The sequence below is a fragment of the Streptomyces sp. NPDC048424 genome, from assembly GCF_040651555.1.
Taxonomy (GTDB): Bacteria; Actinomycetota; Actinomycetes; order Streptomycetales; family Streptomycetaceae; genus Streptomyces.
In genome coordinates, this window is record NZ_JBEZKE010000010.1 from 243,336 (window position 1) to 264,620 (window position 21,285).

Sequence of the window (21,285 nt, forward strand, 5' to 3'; positions counted from 1 at the left end):
GCTCACGAACCCACAAAGGTGATCGACCATGCCCGCACACACCCCGTTCCCTGCGACCGACATCGCCAACGCCCCTTCCTCACCGGCCTGTTCCCCCGCCGACCCGGCCGGCCCCTCCCAGCTCGACATCGCCGGTGAGCTGCTGTCGCTGCTCCGCGACACCACCACCGAACCGCGCCCCGACGCCCAACTGGAGGCCCTGACCCTGGCCGTTGCCGCCGACCTGCCCGTCCTCCTGTGGGGCGAGCCGGGGATCGGGAAGACGGCGGCCCTGACCCAGCTCGCCGAGTCCCTGGACCTTCCGCTGACCACGGTCATCGCCAGCGTCCACGAGCCGTCCGACTTCTCCGGCCTCCCCGTCCTGGGCGACGACCCCGCAGAACAGGGCGTGCCGATGGCTCCGCCGGACTGGGCCGTGCGCCTCGTACGGGCCGGCCGGGGACTGCTGTTCCTGGACGAGCTGTCCACTGCGCCGCCCGCCGTGCAGGCCGCCCTGCTGCGCCTCGTACTCGAACGGCGGATCGGCACGCTTCAACTGCCACCCGGGGTCCGGATCGTGGCCGCCGCCAACCCGCGGTCCTCGGCCGCCGACGGCTGGGAGCTGAGTCCACCCCTGGCCAACCGGTTCGTCCACCTCCAGTGGACCCATGACCACGAGGTCGTGGTGCGCGGGCTCGGCGGGACGTGGCCCCGCGCGAGCCTGCCGCGCCTCGACGCGCAGGCACTGCCGGCGGCCGTGGACCACGCCCGCCGTGCGGTGTGCGGTTTCCTCTCCGCCCGCCCCACGCTCGTACACCGGCTGCCCAGCAGTGAAACGCGGCGGGGCGGCCCCTGGCCCTCCCCACGCAGCTGGGACATGACGCTGCGCCTGATCGCCTTCGCGACCGCCGCCGGCTCCTCCAGGGAGGTGCTGTCCTTGCTGGTCAGAGGCACTGTGGGGGACGGTCCGGCCCTGGAACTGCTCGCCGGACTCGACCGGATGGACCTCCCCGACCCCGAGGATCTGCTCGCCGACCCGGCGGGCGCCGTCCTGCCCGAGCGGGGAGACCTGCGCCAGGCCGCGCTCGACGCGGTGGTGGCGGCGGTCCGCAAGCGTCCGGAGAGGTCCCGCTGGGACGCGGCATGGGCCCTGCTGGTCCGGGCCCTGGAGACCGGAGCCCCGGACCTGCTGGTCGTCCCCGCGACCACGCTCGCCACGCTGCGCCAGGAGGACTGGGACGTCCCGGCATCGATCGAGCGGCTCGCCGGCGTGGTGACCCTGTCGCGGCGCGCGGACCGGGCCGCGGACCGGGCCGCGGCGCGGATCGCGGCCCCCGCGGGGGCCGGACGGTGAGCCCGGACGCACCGGGGGCCCTGGACCTCGACAAGCTCTTCGCCGCCCGGCTGCACGCCGCCCGGGTCCGGCCGTACCTGGCGACGGCACTGTTCGCCCTGCACACCGTGGAGTCGCGGCGGGTGCCGACGATGGCCGTCGACCGGCACTGGCGGTGCTACGTCTCCCCCGCGTTCGTGGACCGGACGCCGGTGGAGGAGCTCGCCGGGGTCTGGGTGCACGAGGTGTCGCACCTCCTGCGCGACCATCACGGGCGCGGCGACCGGTACGCACGGGCGCACGGACTGACCGGCCCCGGAGAACGGCTGCGGATGAACATCGCCGCGGACTTCGAGATCAACGACGACGCGTTCGGTGACGGACTGGTCGGGCCGAAGGACGCCGTCACGCCGCAGGCGCTGGGGCTGCCCGCCGGCCGGCTCATGGAGGAATACCTGCGCCAGTTCCGGCTCTCGGCGCATACGGAGAGCATGGCCTGGCTGGACTGCGGCAGTGGCGCCGACGGGCTGGACCGGGAGTGGGACCTGGGTCCGGACGGCGCGCACGGGCTCAGCACACAGGAACGGGACGCGGTCCGGTTCCGGGTGGCCCAGGGCATCAACGGCCGTCCCGGCAACACCCCGCAGGCATGGCAGCGGTGGGCGGAGGAGGCGTTCCACCCGTCGCAGCCCTGGCGGGACCTGCTGGGGGCGGCCATCCGGTCGGCGGTCTCCGGTTCGGGCGCCGGCGAGGACTACAGCTACGGCCGTCCCTCCCGGCGTTCGGCCGCGGTGCCCGGGGCCGTGCTGCCGAGCCTGCGGCGCAGGCCGCCCCGGGTCTCGGTGGTCATCGACACCTCGGCTTCGGTCAGTGACGCCGAACTGGGCAGTGCGCTCCTGGAGGTCGCCTCGATCTCCCGCGCCGTGGGCGGCCGGCGCGACCTCGTCACCGTGGTGCCGTGTGACGCGGCGGCCCGGATCGTGCACCCGCTGTGCCGCGGCGAGGGCATCCCGCTGCTGGGCGGTGGCGGCACGAACCTGCGGGCGGGCTTCACCAAGGCGCTCCGGACGGGGCCTCGGCCGGACGTGATCGTGGTCCTGACCGACGGCCAGACGCCCTGGCCGGACAGCCCGCCGCCGTGCCGGACGGTGGTGGGGCTCTTCCCGCGCGGGCGGACGGACCACTGGGACGAGGACAACCCCGACTACGTGCCGGACGCGCCACCGCAGTGGGCCCGGGTCGTGGCCATCGGGTCGTGAGCGGGGGCCGTTCTCCGGTCCAGGAACGCCGTGGTCGTCGCCACGAACCGGGCGGCGTCGTCGAGCCACGGGTAGTGGCCCGCTCCGGGCTGTACGACGAGGGTGGCGTCGGGGAACAGCTCCGCGAACTCGGTCACCGTCCGGGGCGGACTGTTCAGGTCGAACTCCCCGGCGACCAGCAGGACGGGGGCCTCGAAGGCGGCGAGCGCCGCGCGGGTGATCTCCGGGTCGAAGGCGCCCTCGGCGGCGAAGAGGGCGACGGCCTCGCCGTTGACGGGCCGGCCGGCCGCGTGGTGCTGCTGCGCCTCGGCGTCCCACCGGCCGCAGAAGAAGGGCGCGACGGCCTCCCAGTCACTGCCGGTGCCGGCCGCCATCGCCTCCAGAGCGGCGAAGGCGGCCGGGAACCACGGCTCGTCGCTCCGGCGCAGCGCGAGCTCGCGGCGCGTCTGCCCGGTGACGGCGATGCCGACGGCCCGGACCCCGGGGCCGATCAGCGCGAGCGCGGCGACCTTCTCCGGGTGGCCGGCGGCGTACTGCGTGGCGAGGTTCGCGCCGCCGGAGTGGGCCAGCAGGTCGATCCGGGAGAGCCCGAGGTGTTCGCGCAGCGCCTCGACGTCGCCGACCAGGCGGTCGCAGCGGTAGGAGGAGGGGTCCTCGGGAACCGCGGACCGGCCGGTGCCGCGAAGGTCCAGGGTGATGAGCCGGCGGTGCGCGGACAGGCCGCCGAGGTCGCCGAGGTAGCGGGAGTCGGAGGGGCCCCCGGGAAGGCAGACGAGCGGTTCGCCGTCGCCGGTCACACGGTAGGAGAGCCGGGTTCCGTCGGGAGCGGAGAAGGTGGGCATGAACCGGATCCTGCCAGCCATAACCGGGTTGTACAACCTGGTTATGGCTGGGCGGCGTACGGGTGTATAACCGAGGCATGACAGGGGAAGAGGACGCGCACCACCGCCCCGGGGCACTGACCGAGGAGCAGGCCGGGCGGATGTTCGCCGGCATGAACGAGGTCATCCGCGCCGGGGAGGAGATGCGGCAGCTGCGCACCGAGATGATCCGGGTGCTGGCCGGCTGGGGTTGGACCCAGGACCGGATCGCCCGGCTCGCCGACATGAGCCAGCCCGCCGTGTCCAAGCAGGCGGCGAAGCACAGGACGGACGGGCCGCCGACGCCGATGGGGCTCGCCCTCGACCAGTACGACGCGCCCTGGCTCGAAGGGCGCCTGTGGGGTCTCGCGGAGGAGATCTCCGAGGCGTTCGACGACACCGCCCGCTGCGCCCGGCTCGTCGATGCCCTCGCCCGGGGGAGGAAGCGCTTCACGCCCGGAAACGTCGACGCGCTGCGCCGCCTGGTGGAAGAGGACCTGCTGCTGCACCGGGCCGAGCTGCCCGCCGGCTGCCGGAGCGCGTACGACGAGATCAGTCGCGGCCTCGACGTCCCGCCGCGGGCCGGCGCCACCGGCACCACCACGGCCACCGCGTCGGCCTCGGTGCGGCGCGCCCTCGCCCACCGCATCCAGCGCGACCACCTGGGTTCGCGCGGGCCGGACGCGATCTAGACCGGCTTGAGGGTGGCCGCGCCGAAGGAGACGTCGAAGCGGTCGCACCAGATGGCGAGGCTCGTGTAGTCGGCCAGGTTCACCCCGGCCGGAACGGGGTAATTCTGGTCGCCCTTGTTGCCCTTGAGGGCGCCGAGGCTGACGTGCTTGCCGTCGTCGAAGACGCGCCAGCCGTCGACACCCTCGATGACGGGCGCGTCGGTCAGCCAGACCCTCAGGGCGGGGCCGTTGCTCGTGTCCAGGTCCTCCACGCGCAGGACGTGGGAGCCGTCGGCGAGGCGGAGGAGTTTGACGGTGCCGGTGGTGGCGTGCTCGTGGCTGATCAGGCTGCCTTCGGCCACCGTCCGCGGCGCGGCCGGCGGGTTCGCCGACGCGGCGGGGTCCGGGGCGGCCGAGACGGAGGGGGCGGCCTCGTTGACCGACTCCTCCACCCACAGCTTCCAGGGCTCGAACCAGTACAGACCGAAGGCCAGCCCGACCGCCGCCACCGCCGCGCCGCCGATCAGCAGCGGCTTGCGCCGCCGTCCGCGCTCACGTACCACGTCCGGTCCTCCGTCATGCCGCTGTGCACCGCCGCCCGTTGCGGGGTACGGCGCCCGGAGGTGGTCCCGCCCGGTGCGATCATCAAACCACGCCCCTGCCGGGCCGGGCGAAGCCGGTCAGAGCTCCCAGGACCGCGGGCGCGCCAGCGCCTCCCACTCCGCACGGAGCAGGGAGAGGACGGCGACGTCGAGGCGGCGCCCCCGGTGCAGACAGGCCGAGCGCCGCACGCCCTCCTCAACGAACCCCGCTTTGGCGAGGACGTTCAGCGCGGCCGTGTTGCCCGTGTGGGTGACGGCCTGGACGCGCTGCATGGGCAGTTCACCGAAGGCGAGATCGGTCAGTGCGTCCACGGCGTCGGTGCCGAGGCTCCGGCCCCGGTGCTGCGGGTCCATCACCAGATGGATCTCCGCCGTGCCGTCGACCATGTCCTGGTCGACCAGGGCGATGTGGCCGATCGGCGTGCCGTCCGGGAGCAGGATCAGGAAGTCGTCCCGGTCGTGTTCGTCCCGGTCCCGCTCCAGGCGCTCACGGACCGAGGTGAGGGAGCGGGGCCAGAAGCCGATCTCGAACGCGGCCACGGGGTCGGACCGCCAGGCGTGCATCAGCTCGGCGTCCTCGGCGTCGAGCGGTGCGAAACCGACCGTCCTGCCCCGCCAGCACAGCACGCGGTCGGTCGTCACGGGCGCGTCGTCCAACTCGTTCTCGGTCACGGGCGGATGCTACGGGCCGTCGGAACGGGACGACGAACGAATTTCGCCGCCGTTCACGCCTCCACTCGCACCGCCGCTCACGCCGCAATTCACGCCGCATTCATGATCCCCGCATGTGCCATCTGTCATGTATGTTTCACCCGGCATTTGCGCTGCATCGGCATCGTTAACCACGCACCTGCGGGGCAGTCGATCAGTCGCCAGGAGGGACACGCCCATGCCTCAGCACTCCAGCCTCCGCCCGCTGACCTGGGGAGCTTCGCTCGCCGTCAGCGGACTGCTCCTGACCGGTTGCGGAGCATCCGCCGACTCCAAGGCCGAGCCGGCCGCGGCGACTTCCGCCTCCGCTTCTGCTTCCGCGTCGGCCGCCCCGTCCTCTTCGGCTCCGCTGAAGCCGGGCGAGGTGCGTGTCGCGGGCCAGGTCGACAAGCCGTACACCCTCACCCTGACCGACCTCCGCGCCCTGCCGCAGACCTCGGTCTCCGTGGAGTTCACCAGCGCCAAGGGCCCGCAGAAGCACACGTACAAGGGGGTCCTGCTCCACGACGTGCTCAAGAACGCCCAGCCGCGTTTCGACGCCTCGAAGAAGAACGGACAGCTGCGCGGGGTCGCCGTCGCGACCGGCGGCGGGGACTACCGCGCCGTGTTCGCCTGGGCCGAGATCGACCCGGGCTTCGCCAAGTCCCAGGTCCTCCTCGCGGTTTCCGAGGACGACGTCCCCTTCGAGGACGCGTCCGGTCCGCGCCTGGTCGCGCCCCAGGACACGAAGGGCGGCCGCTACGTGTCCGAGCTCAACCGGCTGTGGGTCGGTGTCGTCGATCCGGTGGTCGACGGTGGACAGCACTGACACCGATCCGGGCCGACCCGAACCGGGCCGACCCGATCGGCGCCTCGGCCGGCGGGCCCTGCTCGGCGCGGCCGGGCTCGGCGTCGTCGGCGCCGGGACGGCGGCCGTGGCCGGCCTGCGAACGGGCGGCGCACCACCGGTCCGCGCGCGGACGGTGGCCTTCCACGGACGGCACCAGGCCGGGATCCTGCATCCCCGTCAAGCGCACGCCCGGCTGGCCGCCTTCGACTTCGGGACCCGCACCGACCGCGGCCGGGCCGCCGCCCTGCTGCTGCGCTGGAGCACCGCCGCCGAGCGGCTGACCCGGGGCGAGCCGGTGGGCGAGGAGCTCTCGCCGCCCGGTTCCCGCGCCGTCGACACGGGCTCCGCGCTCGGCGCGGGACCCGCCTCCCTCACCCTCACCTTCGGGCTCGGCGCCACCTTCTTCGACCGGGTCGCCCTGACCTCGGCGCGCCCCGAGGCCCTCGCGCCCCTGCCCGCCTTCCCGGACGACCAGCTCGACCCCGCCCGCGGCGGCGGTGACCTGTTCGTACAGATCGCTGCGGACGACCCGCTCGTCACCGTCCACGCGCTGCGGACGCTCCAGCGCCTCGCCCACGGCGAAGCCACGGTCCGCTGGACGATGGCCGGCTTCACCAGTGCGCCCGAGGGCGCCTCGCCCGGCCGCGCCCACCGCAACCTCATGGGGCACCTGGACGGAACCGCCAACCCCGACCCGGCCGATCCCGCCGAACGCGCGCGGATCGTCGTGTCGGACCCGGCCGCCCCCGCCTGGCTGGCCGGCGGCTCCTACCTCGTCGTACGCCGCATCCGCATGCTCCTCGACCACTGGGACACCCTCCCCCGGGACCACCGCGACCAGGCCGTCGGCCGCCGTACCGCCGACGGCACCCCCCTGACCGGCGGTCAGGAGACCACCCCGGCGGACCTCGGCGCGGCCCGGCCCGACGGCGTCCCGGTCATCGCCACCAACGCCCACATCCGCCTCGCCGCCCCCGCCACCACCGGCGGCGCGACCATGCTCCGCCGCGGCTGGTCCTACCACGACGGCCTCCGCCCGGACGGCGCCCCGGACGCGGGCATGCTCTTCCTCGCCTGGCAGTCCGACCCCCGCACCGGATTCGTCCCCGTGCAGCACCGCCTCGCCCGCGGCGACGCCCTCGCCCGCTACGCCGTCCACGAGGCGTCGTCCCTCTTCGTGGCCCCCGCCGGCGCCAGCCCGGGCGCGTACGTCGGCCAGGCCCTGCTCGAAGGCTGACGCACGGCTGCCCGACGGCGGGCCGAACCCGCCCGGGTCACCGCCGCCTTCACCGGCGCGGGGTCAGAGCCGCTCGACGATCCGCGAGGCTGGGGCGGCGCATGTCGAAGTGGTCCGCGAGCGCCTGGACGGGCTGCGGGGCCGCGCGAAGCTACGGGCGGGTGGCCGTGACCAGGTAGTAGTCCAGGATCTGCTGCTCCCAGGCGGCCAGGAAGTTCCGGGGCCAGGTGCCGGGTTTCCAGAGGCGGGCGAGCCAGCGGTCCCAGCCGGGCCAGACCTGCGCTCCGATCGAGGCGACCTCGACATCGGCGAAACCGGCCCCACCCAGGGCGTCGGCGAGCCCGGAGACGGGCCGGGCGATGTCGAGGCCGCTGGCGAACGAGTCGAGCAGTCGCGCGAGCCGGTCCGCGTGCGAGGGTGCGCCGTCGACGGTGAAGAAGCTGGCGACCGCCACCCGCCCGCCGGGGCGCAGGACCCGCGCCGCCTCCCGGGCGAAGGCGGACAGGTCCGGGAAGTGCTGGGCCGCCTCGACGCTGAAGAGGGAGTCGAACTCCGCGTCGCCGAGCGGCAGGCTCTCCGCCGCCCCGAGGACGAAGCGCAGCCGGTCCGGCCGCGCTTCGAGGTGCGCGGAGTTCGCCTCGCGGGCCCGCTGGAGCTGCTGGGGGTGGATGTCCACCCCGGTCATCACCGCGGGCCCGTACTCGTCGAGGGCGAGGGCGCAGCCGAGGCCGAGACCGCAGCCGATCTCCACGGCCTTGCCGCCCGCCGGGGCGGCCGCGTCGAGTACGTGCCGGTAGAGGTCCTGCTCGCTCCGGATCCGGTCACCCTGCGACAGCGGCCGTTCGAGATCGACGGACTGCCAGAAGCCGAAGTTGATGAACCCGCCGGCGAACACCGGCACGGCGCTGAGATCGGCCGGTCCGTACGTCTCCCAGACCGCGGGGCGTACGACCGGAGCGGGCTGCTCCGCAGATCCACCCGACAACTCCCCACCACCCTCCTCGTGACGGAGCGTCCTGCCCCGAGGTCATCAGTGTGGCCCGGGAGGCACCGTCACGACAGAGGGCCCCGACAGGATCCCCCTACCGGGGGATCCTTCGCTGTCTGCCGAAACATGGGGCATCCTGGGGGTATGAACACCTCGCATGCCGGAACGCCGGCGGACGAGCCGGCGCCCGCCGCCCGCCTCGCCGCCTTCGCCTCGGCCCTGGCCGACGAGACGCGGGCCGCGATCTGCATGACGCTGCTGGAGGGGCGGGCCTGGACCGCGGGCGAGCTGGCCCGGATGACCGCGGTCGCGCCGTCCACCATCAGCGGCCATCTGTCCCGGCTGCTCGACGCGGGTCTCTGCGTGACCGAGCGGCAGGGCCGCCACAGTTACGTGCGCATCGCGGACGCCGCGACCGCCCGCCTCGTCGACCAGCTCGCCTCGTACGCGATCCCGGACCGGGACGCGGCGCACGCGGTCCCCGTGGTCGCCGCACCGGACCCGCTGGCCCGCGCCCGCACCTGCTACGACCACTTCGCCGGCCGGTTCGGCATGGCGGTGACCGACGCGATGGAGCGGCGCGGACTCCTGCGCACGGAGGGCGCCTTCGAGCTGACGGACGAGGGCCGGTCCTGGTGCGAAGGGGCCGGCATCGGCCTCGCCCACGAGGGGCGCAGGCCGCTGGCGAGTTCCTGCCTGGACTGGACCGAGCGCCGCCGCCACCTGGGCGGCATCACCGGGGCGCGGCTGTGCGCGCACGCGTTGGGCGAGGAATGGGTGGTGCGCCCGGCGGGCGGCGGCCGGGCGCTGGACGTGACCCGGGCCGGGGAGCGGGCCTTCGGCGATCTGCTGGGGCTCACGCCGGACGCGTGGAGCTGACCTCGGAGAGTCCGGAGCGCTGCGCAAGGATCCGGGTCCGGATCCAGGTCCAGGTCCAGGTCCAGGTCCAGGTCCAGGTCCGTCAATATTTCGGTCGACAGCGAAATGTTGCGGCCGTAGGGTGGATGCATGACGTTCCGCTCGGGTCGAATCCCGCCCCACGTGCTCACGATCGGCGCCGTCTCCTTCACGGTGTTCGCCTGGGCCTCCGCCTTCGTCTCCATCCGCAGCGCGGGCGCCGCCTACTCCCCCGGGGCGCTGGCCCTCGGCAGACTGCTGGCCGCCTCGCTGGTGCTCGCCGTCCTGCTCCTGGTCCGCCGCCAGGGGCTGCCGCCCCGCGAGGCCTGGCGCGGGATCCTGGTGTCGGGCGTGGTGTGGTTCGGCGGCTACACGGTCGCGCTGAACTGGGGCGAGCGTCTGGTCGACGCGGGAACGGCGTCCCTGCTGGTGAACACCGGGCCCATCCTCATGGCCCTCCTCGCGGCCCGCCTCCTCGGCGAGGCACTGCCCCCGCGACTGCTGGCGGGCATGGGCGTCTCCTTCGCCGGAGCGGTGGTCGTGGGCCTGTCCATGTCGTCCGGCGAAGGCGGTTCGACCTCGGTGCTGGGCGTCGTACTCTGCCTGCTCGCGGCCGTGGCCTACGCGTCGGGGGTCGTCGCGCAGAAGCCCGCGCTCTCCTACGGAACACCCCTGCAGATCACCGCCTTCAGCTGCCTGACGGGAGCCGTGGTCTGCCTGCCGTTCGCGGGACAACTGGCCTCGGAACTGCCGCACGCGCCGCTGTCGGCCACCCTGAACATGCTCTACCTGGGCGTGGTGCCCACCGCCCTCGCCTTCACCACCTGGACCTACGCCCTGGCGCGCATGCCCGCCGGCAAGCTGGGCGCGACGACGTACGCCGTACCGGCCATCGTCGTCCTGCTGAGCTGGGCCTTCCTGGGTGAGGTACCCGCGTGGCTGTCCCTGCTCGGCGGCCTGCTCTGCCTCGCCGGCGTCGCGGTGTCCCGGTACGGACCGCGCTCCCCGCGGACTCCCGGCCACGACCGGCCGCTTCCCGCGGACCGTCCGGAACCCGGCCTGACCGGAACCCACGAAAGGCACTCCTCATGAAGATCCTCACGGTCGGCGCGGGCGCCGTCGGCGGCTTCTTCGGCGCCCGGCTCGCCGAGGCGGGCCAGGACGTCTCCTTCCTGGTCCGGCCGGCCCGCGCGAAGGCCCTCCGGGCGCGCGGACTGCGCGTCGAAGGCCAAGGCGAAAAGCTCCACCTGACGCCGAAGCTGGTGACGGCCGACGCCGCGGGCGGCCCGTACGGCCTGGTCCTGCTCTCGGTGAAGGCGACCGCCCTGCACACGGCCCTGGCGGACATCGAGCCCGCCGTCGGCCCGGACACCGCCGTCGTGCCCCTGCTCAACGGGGTCGCCCACCTCGACGCGCTGACCGCGCGCCTCGGGGCCGGAGCCGTCCTCGGCGGGGTCGCGAAGGTGGTCACCACGCTGAGCGCGGAGGGCGACATCCTCCGCATGGCCCCGCCCGCGGTCATCCTGACCGGGGAGACCGACGCCCGCCCCTCGGCCCGCGTGGAGCGGATCCGTACCGCCCTGGCCGACGCGGGCATCGACTCGCCGGAGACCGGGGACATCGTCGCGGCCATGTGGCACAAGTGGGTCTTCATCTCCACGCTGGTGGCCCTGACCTGCCTGATGCGCGGCACGGTCGGTGAGGTCAACGCCGTCCCGGGCGGCTCGGCCCTGGGGCCGTCCCTGCTCGCCGAGGCGGCAGCGGTGGCGGAGGCCGCCGGCCACCCGGTGCCGGAGTCCGAACGCGCCTTCACCACCTCGACCGTCACGGCCTCCGGCTCTCCCCTCACCCCGTCCCTCTACCGCGACCTCGTGGCCGGGGCGCCGACGGAGGCCGACCACGTGCTGACCGATCTCACCGTCCGCGCCCGCGCGTTGGGGGTGGCCGCTCCCCTGCTGGACCTCGCCGCCCTGCACCTGCGCGTCCACGAGCACCGCCTCGCCGCGGCACGTTCCTGACGGGGGAAGGGCGCCGGCAGGGCGGCCTACCGGCCCGGGCGGGCTTCGGGCAGGATGACCGGCGCACCGACCGAACCGAGCGCACCGGAGGTCGTCGCCCACGGCGGTGACCCCTGCCAGGCCCGACCGTGATCCGGAGGTCCCCGTGACGTCGTACGACGACCAGGCGCGGCGTGACGAGCTGTACCGCGACCCGTACCCGCTGTACGACCGCGCCCGCCGGGCCGAAGGGCTGACGTACGTACCCGAGTTCGCCGCGTGGCTGGTGGCGCGCGACCGGGACGTACGGGAAGTGCTGCTGCGCGCGGAGGACTTCTCCTCGGCGAACTCCCTGCTGCCGGACGTCGCGCTGTCGGAGGCGGCGCTCGGCGTGCTGCCCCGGGGCTTCGGACCCCGGCCGACCGTCGTGTCCTCGGACGGCGCCGCCCACCGGCGGCACCGGGCCCCGCTGAACCGGGGGCTGTCCGCCGCCCGGGTGGCGGCGCTGGTGCCCTACGCCCGCGCCTGCGCGAGCGAGCTGGTGGACGGCTTCGCGGCGGACGGGTCGGCGGAGTTGGTGGAGGCGTACGCCCGGCGGTTGCCCGGGATGGTGATCGGGCGGCTGATCGGGCTGGACCCGGCCGACGTGCCCGCCGCCGTGCACGGCGGCTACCGGGCCGAGGAACTGCTGTTCCGGCCGCTGCCGCCGGAGGAACAGGCGGCTGCCGCCGAGGACGTGGTGGCGCTCCAGCACCTGCTGGACGGGTACGTCCGCGACCGGCGCGCACGGCCCCGGGACGACATGTGTTCCACCATGGTGGCGGCCCTCGCCCCCGGGGACGCCGAGCTCACCCTCGAACAGCGCCACGAACTGGTGACGAGTCTGCAGAACCTGCTGATCGCCGGATTCCTCACCACCAGCGCCCTCATCGGCACCACGCTGCTGCACCTGCTCGGTGACCGGCGGCAGTGGCGGATGCTCCGCGCCGATCCGTCGCTCGTCCCGGCGGCGGTGGAGGAAGCCGCCCGCCACGACACCGCCATCCAGGCCTTCCGGCGGATCACCACCCGGCCGGTGACCCTCGCCGGGACGCATCTCCCGGCGGGGGCCACCGTGCTGGTGGCGTACGGTGCGGCCAACCGCGACGAGGAGCGGTACGAGCGGCCCGCCGAGTTCGACATCACCCGGCCCGGAAACCGTCAGCACCTCGCGTTCGGGCACGGAGCCCACGGCTGCCCCGGTTCCCAGCTGGCGCGCGAGCAACTCCGTCTGACACTGGACCTGTTCGCGCGCCGCCTGCCGGAACTGCGGCTCGACGAGGACCGTCCGCGACCGCGGATGCGGCCCACGCTGATCCACCGCTCGCCGCAGGCCCTCTACGCGACCTGGTGACCGGGCCGCCGGGCGAGCGGCGGCTCAGTCGTGCAGCAGCTCCTCGCGCAGGCTGCCCAGCGTGCGGGAGAGCAGGCGGGAGACCTGCATCTGGGAGAGACCGAGCTCCGCGCCGATCTCCGCCTGGGTCAGCTCCTCGCCGAAGCGCAGCTGGAGGATGCGGGTGGAGCGTTCGTCCAGGTCGGCGAGGAGGGGCGCCAGCGCGTGGCGGTCCTCGACGGCCTCCAGGGCGGGGTCGGTTTCGCCCAGGGTCTCGGCGAGGCTGCGCGGAGCCTGTCCGGCCCCGTTCGCCTGCGCGCTGCCGGCGGTGTGCTGCTGGGGCGCGTCGAGGGACTGGGTGGAGTAGCCGTTGGCCGCGACCAGGCCCTGGCGGACCTCGTCCTCGGTCAGGCCCAGGTGCGCGGCGAGTTCCGCCGGGGTGGGCGGGTGCTCCGACTCGGAGGTCAGCGCCTCCGTGGCCTTCGCGAGCTCCACGCGCAGCTCCTGCAGCCGGCGCGGCACCCGCACGGCCCACGTGGTGTCCCGGAAGTGGCGCTTGATCTCGCCGGTGATGTACGGCACGGCGAGCGTGGCGAACTGCGTGTTGCGCTCGGGGTCGTAACGGTCGATGGCCTTGATCAGGCCGATGACGCCGACCTGCACGATGTCCTCGTTCTCGGGGCCGCCGGGGCGGTCACGGAACGGGCGGGCGACGAAGTGCACGAGTGAGATGTTCATCTCGATGAGCGTGTTGCGCACGTACTGGTACTCGCGGGTCCCCTCTTCGAGGTTCCGCAGCCGTTCGAAGAACACCCGGGTCAGTTGCCGGGCGTCGCCGGTCGGCACTTCCCGCGGGCGGGGCACGAAGGGCAGCCCGCTGAGGGCAGGGACGGATCCGACCCCGCCGCTGGCGGCAGGGGTCGTCGTCGGGGGCGTGGACGGGCTCGTGGCCTCGGCCGTGGCCGTGGGGGTCATCGTCGTCGCTCCTTGGGCACGGGTGCTTGCGGCGCGTTGCGCGACTGCTCGGGTCATGCGGAACTCTGCTTCCGCTCACCTGCACCCTGCCGGGGTCACGGACACACGTCAAGTCATACCGGAAATACATTTCTGGATTTGCTTTTCGCGGGTAGCCGTCCAAGGATGTCCGCGTGGAGAACGAGCACACCGGTTCCCGACGGAACCACTGGACCTTCCTGACGAACCACGCCCGGGTGCTGATCGCGATCGCGCGCGACCCGGGGGTCCGGCTGCGCGACCTCGCGGCGATCTGTGACCTGACCGAGCGCACCGTGCAGACGATCGTCACGGACCTGGAGGCCGACGGATATCTCACACGGACCCGGGACGGCCGGCGCAACCGCTACGCGATCGCCCCCGGCGCGCGCTTCCGCCACCCGGCCGAAGCCGGCCGCGAGATCGCCGGACTGCTCGCCTACCTGGCCGGCCCCCTGTCCGCCCCGATGGCGCCGGCCGCGCCGGCGTCCCCCGCCGGGGCGGCCGCCTCGCCCGGTGAGGACAGAGCAGCGGGTGAGGCTTAGCGTGGCTGGTGGGGGCATCCACCCGGGCGAACGCCCACGGCAGGAGGATCCGCCATGAGCACAGGTCACGAAACCGAAGCCCCGCACGAGGACCGGCAGGCGGAAGCCTACGAAGTGGTCTTCGCGGCCACGGACCGGCCCGGCGAGGACGTGGTCCGGATGACCCGCACCGACGCGTCGGGCCCGGGCGGCCATCCCGTCTACGAGGACGCCAGCGGCATCCTCCGGGCGGAGATCAGCGACGAGGGCGAGGTCCGCGTGCTGGCGACCGGCGGCGGCCAGGACCCGGCCCGCGTCCTGCGGGCCCGGGCGGTGGCCTGACCGCCGGCACCGTGCGGGCGCCGGCCCGATGGACTGACACCGGCGCCGTACGTCGGGCGGCGGCGGGCCTCAGCCGACCTGGATGCCGATCACGCACGTGTCGTCGTCCGTGTCGGACCGGCTCTCGGCGAGCAGGCGGTCCAGCCGCCCGTCCAGATCCCCGGCTCCGGCGGCCGCCGCCTGCACCAGATGGCCCAGCGAGTCCTGGACCGAGCAGTCCCGCCGTTCCACCAGGCCGTCCGTGAACATCAGCAGGGTGTCGTCCGGTTCGAGCCGCACCTCCCGCTCCACGTACGTGACGTCCGGCAGCGCGCCGAGGAGCAGGCCCTCGATCAGCGGGAACGCTTCGGCCTCGCCCCCGCGCAGCAGTACGGGCGGCAGGTGCCCCGCACGCGCCCAGCGCATCACCCGGGTGCTCGGGTCGAAGAGCCCGCAGACGGCGGTGGCCGTCACGTGCTTGGCCAGGTGGTGGGTGACCGTGTTGAGCCAGGACAGCAGCTGGGCGGGGCCCGCGCCCGTGACGGCGAGGCCGCGCAGGGCGTTGCGCAGCACGACCATGCCGGTGGCCGCCTCGATGCCGTGGCCGGCGACGTCACCGACGGACAGCATGATCAGCCCGGAGGGCAGGACCACGGTGTCGTACCAGTCGCCGCCGACGAGCGACTCGGTCTCCGCCGGCCGGTAGCGGACGGCGACCCGCAGGCCCGGGGCCTCGATGGCCGGTGGCGTCGGCGGCATGATGGCGTGCTGGAGCTGGAGGGCCAGCCGGTTGCGTTCCGCGGACTCCGCCTCGCTGTGGGCGAGCTGGTCCCTGGTCGCGGCCAACGCGACCTCGGTCCAGTGCTGGGCGGAGATGTCCTGGTAGGCGCCGCGCACGGCGTGCAGCCGCTGGTCCGCGTCGAGTACGGGCTCGGCGACGACCCTGATGTGGCGGGTGATCCCGTCGGACCTCTGGAGGCGGAAGTTGACGGAGGCGGGACGGCGGTGGCGGAGCACCGCCCGCAGGAAGCGGTCGAGGGCGGCCGAGTCGTCCGGATGGGCGTGCCCGGGCAGTTCCCGCAGCCGGACCGGGGGCGCGGTGGCGGGAAGTCCGTGCAGGGCGTAGAGCTGCGCGTTCCAGGTGGTCTCGCCAGTGGCGAGGTTCTCCTCGAAGCCGCCGATGCGGCCCAGGCGCTGGGCGTGCTGGAGGAGGTTGGCCAGCCGGGCCCGCTCGTCCTCGATCCGCCAGATCAGCAGGACGGCGGAGCCGTGCCGGCTGACGCTGATGTCCGCGACCGAGGTGAGCGGGATCTGGTCGACGAGCGCGGTCAGGCTCATGCGTTCGGCCCTGAACGGCTCCCCCGTCGCGTGTACGCGCTCGATGATGTCGAACAGCCCGCTCTCGCCGGCGGCCATCGGATAGGCCTCCAGCAGCAGCGCACCGTTGACGTCGCCGCGCGGCCGTCCCACGGGGTCGACGAACCGGCTGCCGGCGTGCCGGATCCGGAAGTCGCCCAGCCGGCCCTCGGCGTCGAGGACCGGAGTGAGCACCACGGCGGGGTCCTGCAGTCCTTCGGCGAGGTCGATGAGTTCCGCGACGTCCGGGAGCACCCCTTCGGTGGCCGCGAGCTCGCGCGGGGGCGAGGCGTCCATGGTCCGGGCGCACAGCTCGGCTAGGGCCTCGACCTGGCGCTCGATCTGCGGCGGCTGCGGCGCCAGGGGCTGCGGCCAGCAGATCTCCAGGACGCCGTGGATCCGTCCGCCCGTCCCCGTCGGTACGGCCATCCGGCCGCCGTCGGGCCAGTGCAGGTGGCCGATGGAGGGCAGCCCCTCGCGGTTGAGGCGGGCGAGGGTGACCAGGCGGCGCTCGCGCAGCGCGAGGCGGGCGACGGTGGAGACGCCCGGGGGTACGTGGCGCCAGCGGACGGCCTCCCTCGGCGGGAAACCGGCGTGGCCGGCGAGGGCCAGCGAGCCGTCGGGCACCGCCGTCCACACGGCGACGGCGACCGCGCCCAGCGGGCTCAGGGCGTTCGTCAGGAGGGACTCGGCCACCGCCTGGGTGTCGGCGTCGGCCGCCAGCATGCCGCTCTCGGCGGTACGCAGCCGGACCGACACCGTGGAGTACGGCTCGGCCGGGTCCTCGTCCGTCCCGGCGCGCTCGACGAACGCGGCGGCGATCTCGCTGACGTGGTCGCGGGACGCCTGGTTGACGATGTCGGCGGCGAGTTCGAGGGGGGACGTCCCGCTCTCCCGGCACAGCAGGTCGAGCTGGCGCGCGGCCGCGGCCGGCGTGCAGTGCAGCTGCCCGATCAGGATGCCCTTGGCCAGCTCGACCAGGGCGCGGCCGTCGGCGGCGGCCTGTGCCTCCAGGACCTCCCGGCGCAGCCGTTCCACGGTGGCGACGAGGCGTCCCATCGGGGTCGGGACCTGGTGCGGGAGGGCGCCGGCCGGCTGGTCGCCGACCGGCGTCGGCTGCGGGGGCGCGCCGTGGTGCCGCTGGGTGTCCCCGGTCATCGCGTGAGCCAGTACCGGACGCGGCCGATGAGGTCGTCGGCGTCCACCGGCTTCGTCACGTAGTCGCTGGCGCCGGCGGCGAGGCTCTTCTCCCGGTCCCCGGGCATCGCCTTGGCGGTGACCGCGATGATGGGCAGGCCCGCGTACGCCGGCATCCGCCGGATCTCGGCGGTGGCGGCGTAGCCGTCCATCTCGGGCATCATCACGTCCATCAGGATGAGGTCGACGCCCGCGTGGTGGGTGAGGGCGTCGATGCCCTTGCGGCCGTCCTCGGCGTGGACCACGCGCATGCCGTGGAGTTCCAGGACCCCGCTGAGGGCGAAGAGGTTGCGCGCGTCGTCGTCGACGACGAGGACGGTGCGTCCGGCCAGGTCGCCGTCGAGCACGTGGGCCGCCTGCTGCCGTGGGGTGTCGCCCTGGACGAGGGGCAGCACGTCCCCCGGCTGTTCGGCGGACAGGTGGAGCGCGATGCGTTCCCGCAACTCGTCGAGGCTGGACAGCAGTTCCACGTGGCGGGCCGCGGGCCGCTCGCGCAGGGCCTCCTCCTGACCGGTCCGGCCCCGCGGGTTGTTGTGGGCGAGGACGGGGAGCGAGGAGAGGGCCGGGTCCCCGTCGAGCGCGTCGAGGAAGCGCAGTGCCTCGCCGTCGGGCATGTCGAGTTCCAGGACGACGCAGTGGAAGGAGTCGGACGCCAGGGCGGCGGCGGCCTCCCGTGAGCTCGTGACGCTGACCACGTGGATGCCGGCGTGCTCGCGCGTCGTCTGGTGGCGGGGGGCGAAGTCCCGGCCGGCGCTCTCGGCGACCAGGGAGAGCAGCCCGCCCGGCCGCTCCTCGATGACGAGCAGGCGGCGGGCCCGCCGCTGCGCCGGGAGCACGGGGGTGCCGGGACGGCCCGGACCGGCCTGACCGGACGCGTCCGCGTACGAGGGCTCCGCGGGGGCGTCGGGATCGGGGGCGTCCTCGTAGTCCGCGCGGCTGACCGGCAGGAAGAGGGTGAAGGTGCTGCCCTGGCCGGGTGTGCTCTCCGCGGTGACGGCCCCGCCGAGCAGCTGGGCGATCTCACGGCTGATGGAGAGTCCGAGGCCGGTGCCCCCGTACTTGCGGCTGGTGGTGCCGTCGGCCTGCTGGAAGGCCCCGAAGACGGACTCCAGCTGCTGCGCGGGGATGCCGATGCCCGTGTCCCGTACCCGGAAGGCCAGCATGGGCCCGCGCCGGGGGAGCCCGGCGGGCATCTCGGAGGCCGCCGCCGGTTCGATGCGGAGCTCTACGCCGCCGCGCTCGGTGAACTTGACGGCGTTGGACAGCAGGTTGCGCAGGATCTGGCGCAGCCGCGAGTCGTCGGTGAGCAGGTCGTCGGGGGCGTCGGGGGCGGTGGTGACGGTGAAGTCGAGGCTCTTCTGGGTGGTCATCGGCCGGAAGGTGGCGTCGACGTACTCGAGCAGCTGGGGCAGGTCGACCCGCTCGGGGTTGATGTCCATCTTCCCCGCCTCGACCTTGGACAGGTCGAGGATGTCGTTGATCAGCTGGAGCAGGTCCGAGCCGGCCGAGTGGATGATGCCCGCGTACTCGACCTGCTTGGGGGTGAGGTTGCGGGCGGGGTTCTGGGCGAGGAGCTGGGCGAGGATGAGGAGGCTGTTGAGCGGGGTGCGCAGCTCGTGGCTCATGTTGGCCAGGAAGTCGGACTTGTAGGTGGAGGCCAGCGACAACTGCTGTGCGCGGGTCTCCAGTTCCTGCCGGGCCTGCTCGATCTCCAGGTTCTTGGCCTCGATGTCGCTGTTCTGGCTGGCGAGGAGGGCGGCCTTCTCCTCCAACTCGGCGTTGGAGCGCTGGAGTTCCTCCTGCTGGACCTGGAGTTCCTCCGAGCGGGCCTGGAGTTCGCCGGCGAGCCGCTGGGACTCGCCGAGGAGCTCGTCGGTCCTGGCGTTGGCGACGATCGTGTTGACGTTGGCGCCGATGGTCTCCATCAGCTGGGCCAGGAAGTCGCGGTGGACGGGGGTGAAGGCGGTGAAGGAGGCGAGTTCGATCACTCCGAGCACCTGCTCGTCCACCACGATCGGGAGGATGATCAGGCTGCCGGGAGTGGTGTGGCCCAGCCCGGAGGAGATGACGTAGCCGCCCGGGACCTGGTCGGTGGCGATGATCCGGTGGCTGCGGGCCGCCTGCCCGACGAGGGACTCGCCGAGGGCGAACGTGACGCGCTCCTCGGCGTCCGCGGACCGCCCGTAGGAGCCGACGAGGGTGAGCACCGTGCCGCCGGGGCCGTCCTCGGCGAGGTAGAAGGCGCCGTACTGGGCGGCGACGAGCGGCGTCAGTTCGTCCATGACGAGTTCGGCGACGGCGGCGAGCCCCCGGTGGCCCTGCATCAGGCCGGAGATGCGGGCCAGGTTGGACTTGAGCCAGTCCTGCTCCTGGTTGGCCCGGGTGCTCTCGCGCAGCGAGCCGACCATGGAGTTGATGTTGTCCTTGAGTTCGGCGACCTCGCCCGAGGCGTCGACCGTGATCGAGCGCGTCAGGTCGCCCTCGGCGACCGCGCTGGCGACCTCGGCGATGGCCCGGACCTGCCGGGTCAGGTTGCCGGCCAGCTCGTTGACGTTCTCGGTCAGCCGCTTCCAGGTGCCGGAGACGCCCTCGACCTCGGCCTGGCCGCCGAGCCGGCCCTCGCTGCCGACCTCGCGGGCGACCCGGGTGACCTCGGCGGCGAAGGCGGACAGCTGGTCGACCATCGTGTTGATGGTCGTCTTCAGCTCCAGGATCTCGCCCCGGGCGTCCACGTCGATCTTCTTGGACAGGTCGCCGTTGGCGACGGCCGTCGTGACGAGGGCGATGTTGCGGACCTGGCCCGTGAGGTTGTTCGCCATGGAGTTGACGTTGTCGGTGAGGTCCTTCCAGGTCCCCGCCACATGGGGGACGTGCGCCTGGCCGCCGAGCCGGCCCTCGGTGCCGACCTCGCGGGCCACCCGCGTCACCTCGTCGGCGAAGGCGGACAGCGTGTCGACCATCGTGTTGATGACCCCGGCGAGCGCGGCGACCTCGCCCCTCGCCTCCACCACGATCTTCTGCGAGAGGTCTCCGCGGGCCACGGCGGTGGCGACCTGGGCGATCGACCGCACCTGACCGGTCAGGTTGGACGCCATGACGTTGACGTTGTCGGTGAGGTCCTTCCAGGTGCCGGAGACCCCCCGGACCGTGGCCTGGCCGCCCAGGTTGCCCTCGGTCCCGACGTCGCGGGCCACCCGCGTGACCTCGTCGGCGAACGCGGAGAGCTGGTCGACCATCGTGTTGATGGTCTCCTTCAGCTCCAGGATCTCCCCGCGCGCGTCCACCCGGATCTTCTGCGTCAGGTCGCCCTGGGCCACGGCGGTGGTGACCTCGGCGATCGAGCGCACCTGGGCGGTCAGGTTGTCGGCCATGACGTTGACCGATTCCGTCAGGTCCTTCCACGTCCCGGAGACGCCCATGACGTCGGCCTGGCCGCCGAGCCGGCCCTCGGTGCCGACCTCACGGGCCACGCGCGTCACCTCCCCGGCGAACCCGGAGAGCTGGTCGACCATCGTGTTGATGGTCTCCTTCAGCTCCAGGATCTCCCCGCGGGCCGTGACGTTGATCTTCTGCGAGAGGTCGCCCTTGGCCACGGCGGTCGCGACCTGGGCGATCGAGCGCACCTGGGCCGTGAGGTTTCCGGCCATGAAGTTGACCGAATCCGTGAGGTCCAGCCAGGCGCCCCCGACGCCCGGCACGTCGGCCTGGCCGCCCAGGGTCCCCTCGGTGCCCACCTCGCGGGCCACCCGGGTCACCTCGGAAGTGAACAGCGACAGTTGGTCGGCCATCCCGTTGAAGACGGTGGCGATCTCCCCGAGCAGCCCGTCCGCCGTATCGGGCAGCCGGGTGCGGAAGTCCCCGTCGCGTACGGCGGTCAGCCCGGCCAGCAACTGCCGCAGCTCCGACTCGCCGATCCCGCCCTCACCCGGCAACGGTGGCACCCCGTTCAGTGAATCCGTGCCCGCCCGCTCGGCCATCCGCCAACCTCACTCTCGATCTCACCGGCACCGACACCCGGGACGGAACGGACCCCTGGCATCAGGGCGCGCCGGAGCGCCGGGCTCCGCCGGGATCCGGCGTCGCCCGGGCATCGGTCGGGTGAAGGCTAACGCCACCGAAGGGAGGACGAACCCCAGTCGATCACACCGGAGGCAGCGCA

The 21,285-nt window shown here is 73.6% G+C and carries 18 protein-coding genes; 11 read left to right on the top strand and 7 right to left on the bottom strand.

Features of this window, described 5'->3' with window-relative positions:
- Positions 1-28 precede the first annotated feature (28 nt).
- Together AB0D29_RS17440 and AB0D29_RS17445 are read left to right on the top strand one after the other, a co-directional pair.
- Complete coding sequence (locus tag AB0D29_RS17440) at positions 29-1,333, top strand: MoxR family ATPase (protein WP_362855034.1); 1,305 nt, start codon at positions 29-31, stop codon at positions 1,331-1,333.
- Positions 1,330-2,571: a VWA-like domain-containing protein gene (locus AB0D29_RS17445; protein ID WP_362855036.1), complete on the top strand. Its 1,242-nt coding sequence runs from the start codon at positions 1,330-1,332 to the stop codon at positions 2,569-2,571. Before AB0D29_RS17440 ends, AB0D29_RS17445 begins: the two co-directional genes overlap by 4 nt.
- Here AB0D29_RS17445 and AB0D29_RS17450 read toward each other — a convergent pair.
- Positions 2,517-3,413, bottom strand: a complete 897-nt coding sequence (locus tag AB0D29_RS17450; RefSeq protein ID WP_362855038.1) for an alpha/beta hydrolase — start codon at positions 3,411-3,413, stop codon at positions 2,517-2,519. The two genes, AB0D29_RS17445 and AB0D29_RS17450, sit on opposite strands and share 55 nt — an antisense overlap.
- A gap of 77 nt (positions 3,414-3,490) precedes the next feature.
- On the opposite strand from AB0D29_RS17450, the gene AB0D29_RS17455 reads away from it, so the two are divergent.
- Positions 3,491-4,123, top strand: a complete 633-nt coding sequence (locus AB0D29_RS17455; RefSeq protein ID WP_362855040.1) for a sigma-70 family RNA polymerase sigma factor — start codon at positions 3,491-3,493, stop codon at positions 4,121-4,123.
- On the opposite strand, the gene AB0D29_RS17460 is transcribed toward AB0D29_RS17455, so the two are convergent.
- Both AB0D29_RS17460 and AB0D29_RS17465 read right to left on the bottom strand, forming a co-directional pair.
- Positions 4,120-4,629, bottom strand: a complete 510-nt coding sequence (locus tag AB0D29_RS17460) for a DM13 domain-containing protein (protein WP_362855136.1) — start codon at positions 4,627-4,629, stop codon at positions 4,120-4,122. The genes AB0D29_RS17455 and AB0D29_RS17460 overlap by 4 nt on opposite strands.
- Positions 4,630-4,782: 153 nt before the next feature.
- On the bottom strand, positions 4,783-5,376 hold the full coding sequence (locus tag AB0D29_RS17465) for a GNAT family protein (protein ID WP_362855041.1): 594 nt from the start codon (positions 5,374-5,376) through the stop codon (positions 4,783-4,785).
- A 217-nt stretch (positions 5,377-5,593) separates the two neighbouring features.
- Here AB0D29_RS17465 and AB0D29_RS17470 point away from each other — a divergent pair, with 217 nt between their 5' ends.
- Together AB0D29_RS17470 and AB0D29_RS17475 are read left to right on the top strand one after the other, a co-directional pair.
- The gene (locus AB0D29_RS17470) at positions 5,594-6,223 is read left to right on the top strand and encodes a molybdopterin-dependent oxidoreductase (protein ID WP_362855042.1); all 630 of its coding nucleotides are present in this window, start codon (positions 5,594-5,596) and stop codon (positions 6,221-6,223) included.
- Positions 6,210-7,481, top strand: a complete 1,272-nt coding sequence (locus tag AB0D29_RS17475) for a Dyp-type peroxidase (protein ID WP_362855044.1) — start codon at positions 6,210-6,212, stop codon at positions 7,479-7,481. The genes AB0D29_RS17470 and AB0D29_RS17475 overlap by 14 nt, the downstream gene beginning before the upstream one ends.
- Positions 7,482-7,632: 151 nt before the next feature.
- On the opposite strand, the gene AB0D29_RS17480 is transcribed toward AB0D29_RS17475, so the two are convergent.
- Positions 7,633-8,466: a class I SAM-dependent methyltransferase gene (locus tag AB0D29_RS17480; protein ID WP_362855045.1), complete on the bottom strand. Its 834-nt coding sequence runs from the start codon at positions 8,464-8,466 to the stop codon at positions 7,633-7,635.
- Positions 8,467-8,613: 147 nt separating this feature from the next.
- Here AB0D29_RS17480 and AB0D29_RS17485 point away from each other — a divergent pair, with 147 nt between their 5' ends.
- The 4 genes from AB0D29_RS17485 (at position 8,614) to AB0D29_RS17500 (ending at position 12,756) form a co-directional block, all read left to right on the top strand.
- Positions 8,614-9,348 carry a helix-turn-helix domain-containing protein gene (locus AB0D29_RS17485; protein WP_362855047.1) on the top strand — a complete coding sequence of 245 codons (735 nt, stop codon included), beginning with the start codon at positions 8,614-8,616 and terminating at the stop codon, positions 9,346-9,348.
- Positions 9,349-9,477: 129 nt separating this feature from the next.
- Complete coding sequence (locus AB0D29_RS17490) at positions 9,478-10,458, top strand: DMT family transporter (protein ID WP_362855049.1); 981 nt, start codon at positions 9,478-9,480, stop codon at positions 10,456-10,458.
- A complete protein-coding gene (locus tag AB0D29_RS17495; RefSeq protein WP_362855051.1) occupies positions 10,455-11,384 on the top strand; it encodes a 2-dehydropantoate 2-reductase in 930 nt (309 codons plus the stop codon). The genes AB0D29_RS17490 and AB0D29_RS17495 overlap by 4 nt, the downstream gene beginning before the upstream one ends.
- A gap of 145 nt (positions 11,385-11,529) precedes the next feature.
- A complete protein-coding gene (locus AB0D29_RS17500) occupies positions 11,530-12,756 on the top strand; it encodes a cytochrome P450 (protein WP_362855053.1) in 1,227 nt (408 codons plus the stop codon).
- 24 nt (positions 12,757-12,780) lie between these two features.
- Here AB0D29_RS17500 and AB0D29_RS17505 read toward each other — a convergent pair whose 3' ends face one another.
- Positions 12,781-13,710: a SigB/SigF/SigG family RNA polymerase sigma factor gene (locus tag AB0D29_RS17505; protein ID WP_362855055.1), complete on the bottom strand. Its 930-nt coding sequence runs from the start codon at positions 13,708-13,710 to the stop codon at positions 12,781-12,783.
- Between the two features lie 173 nt (positions 13,711-13,883).
- Between AB0D29_RS17505 and AB0D29_RS17510 the strand changes: the two genes are divergently transcribed.
- Positions 13,884-14,273 (top strand): helix-turn-helix domain-containing protein, encoded by a 390-nt coding sequence (locus tag AB0D29_RS17510; RefSeq protein ID WP_362855057.1) that lies wholly within the window; start codon positions 13,884-13,886, stop codon positions 14,271-14,273.
- A 54-nt stretch (positions 14,274-14,327) separates the two neighbouring features.
- Entirely contained in the window at positions 14,328-14,594 is a 267-nt protein-coding gene (locus AB0D29_RS17515) for a DUF6296 family protein (RefSeq protein WP_362855059.1), read from the top strand.
- 69 nt (positions 14,595-14,663) lie between these two features.
- On the opposite strand, the gene AB0D29_RS17520 is transcribed toward AB0D29_RS17515, so the two are convergent.
- Positions 14,664-17,087 (bottom strand): SpoIIE family protein phosphatase, encoded by a 2,424-nt coding sequence (locus AB0D29_RS17520; protein ID WP_362855061.1) that lies wholly within the window; start codon positions 17,085-17,087, stop codon positions 14,664-14,666.
- Positions 17,084-21,103: a HAMP domain-containing protein gene (locus AB0D29_RS17525; protein ID WP_362855063.1), complete on the bottom strand. Its 4,020-nt coding sequence runs from the start codon at positions 21,101-21,103 to the stop codon at positions 17,084-17,086. The genes AB0D29_RS17520 and AB0D29_RS17525 overlap by 4 nt, the downstream gene beginning before the upstream one ends.
- Between the last annotated feature and the right edge of the window lie 182 nt (positions 21,104-21,285).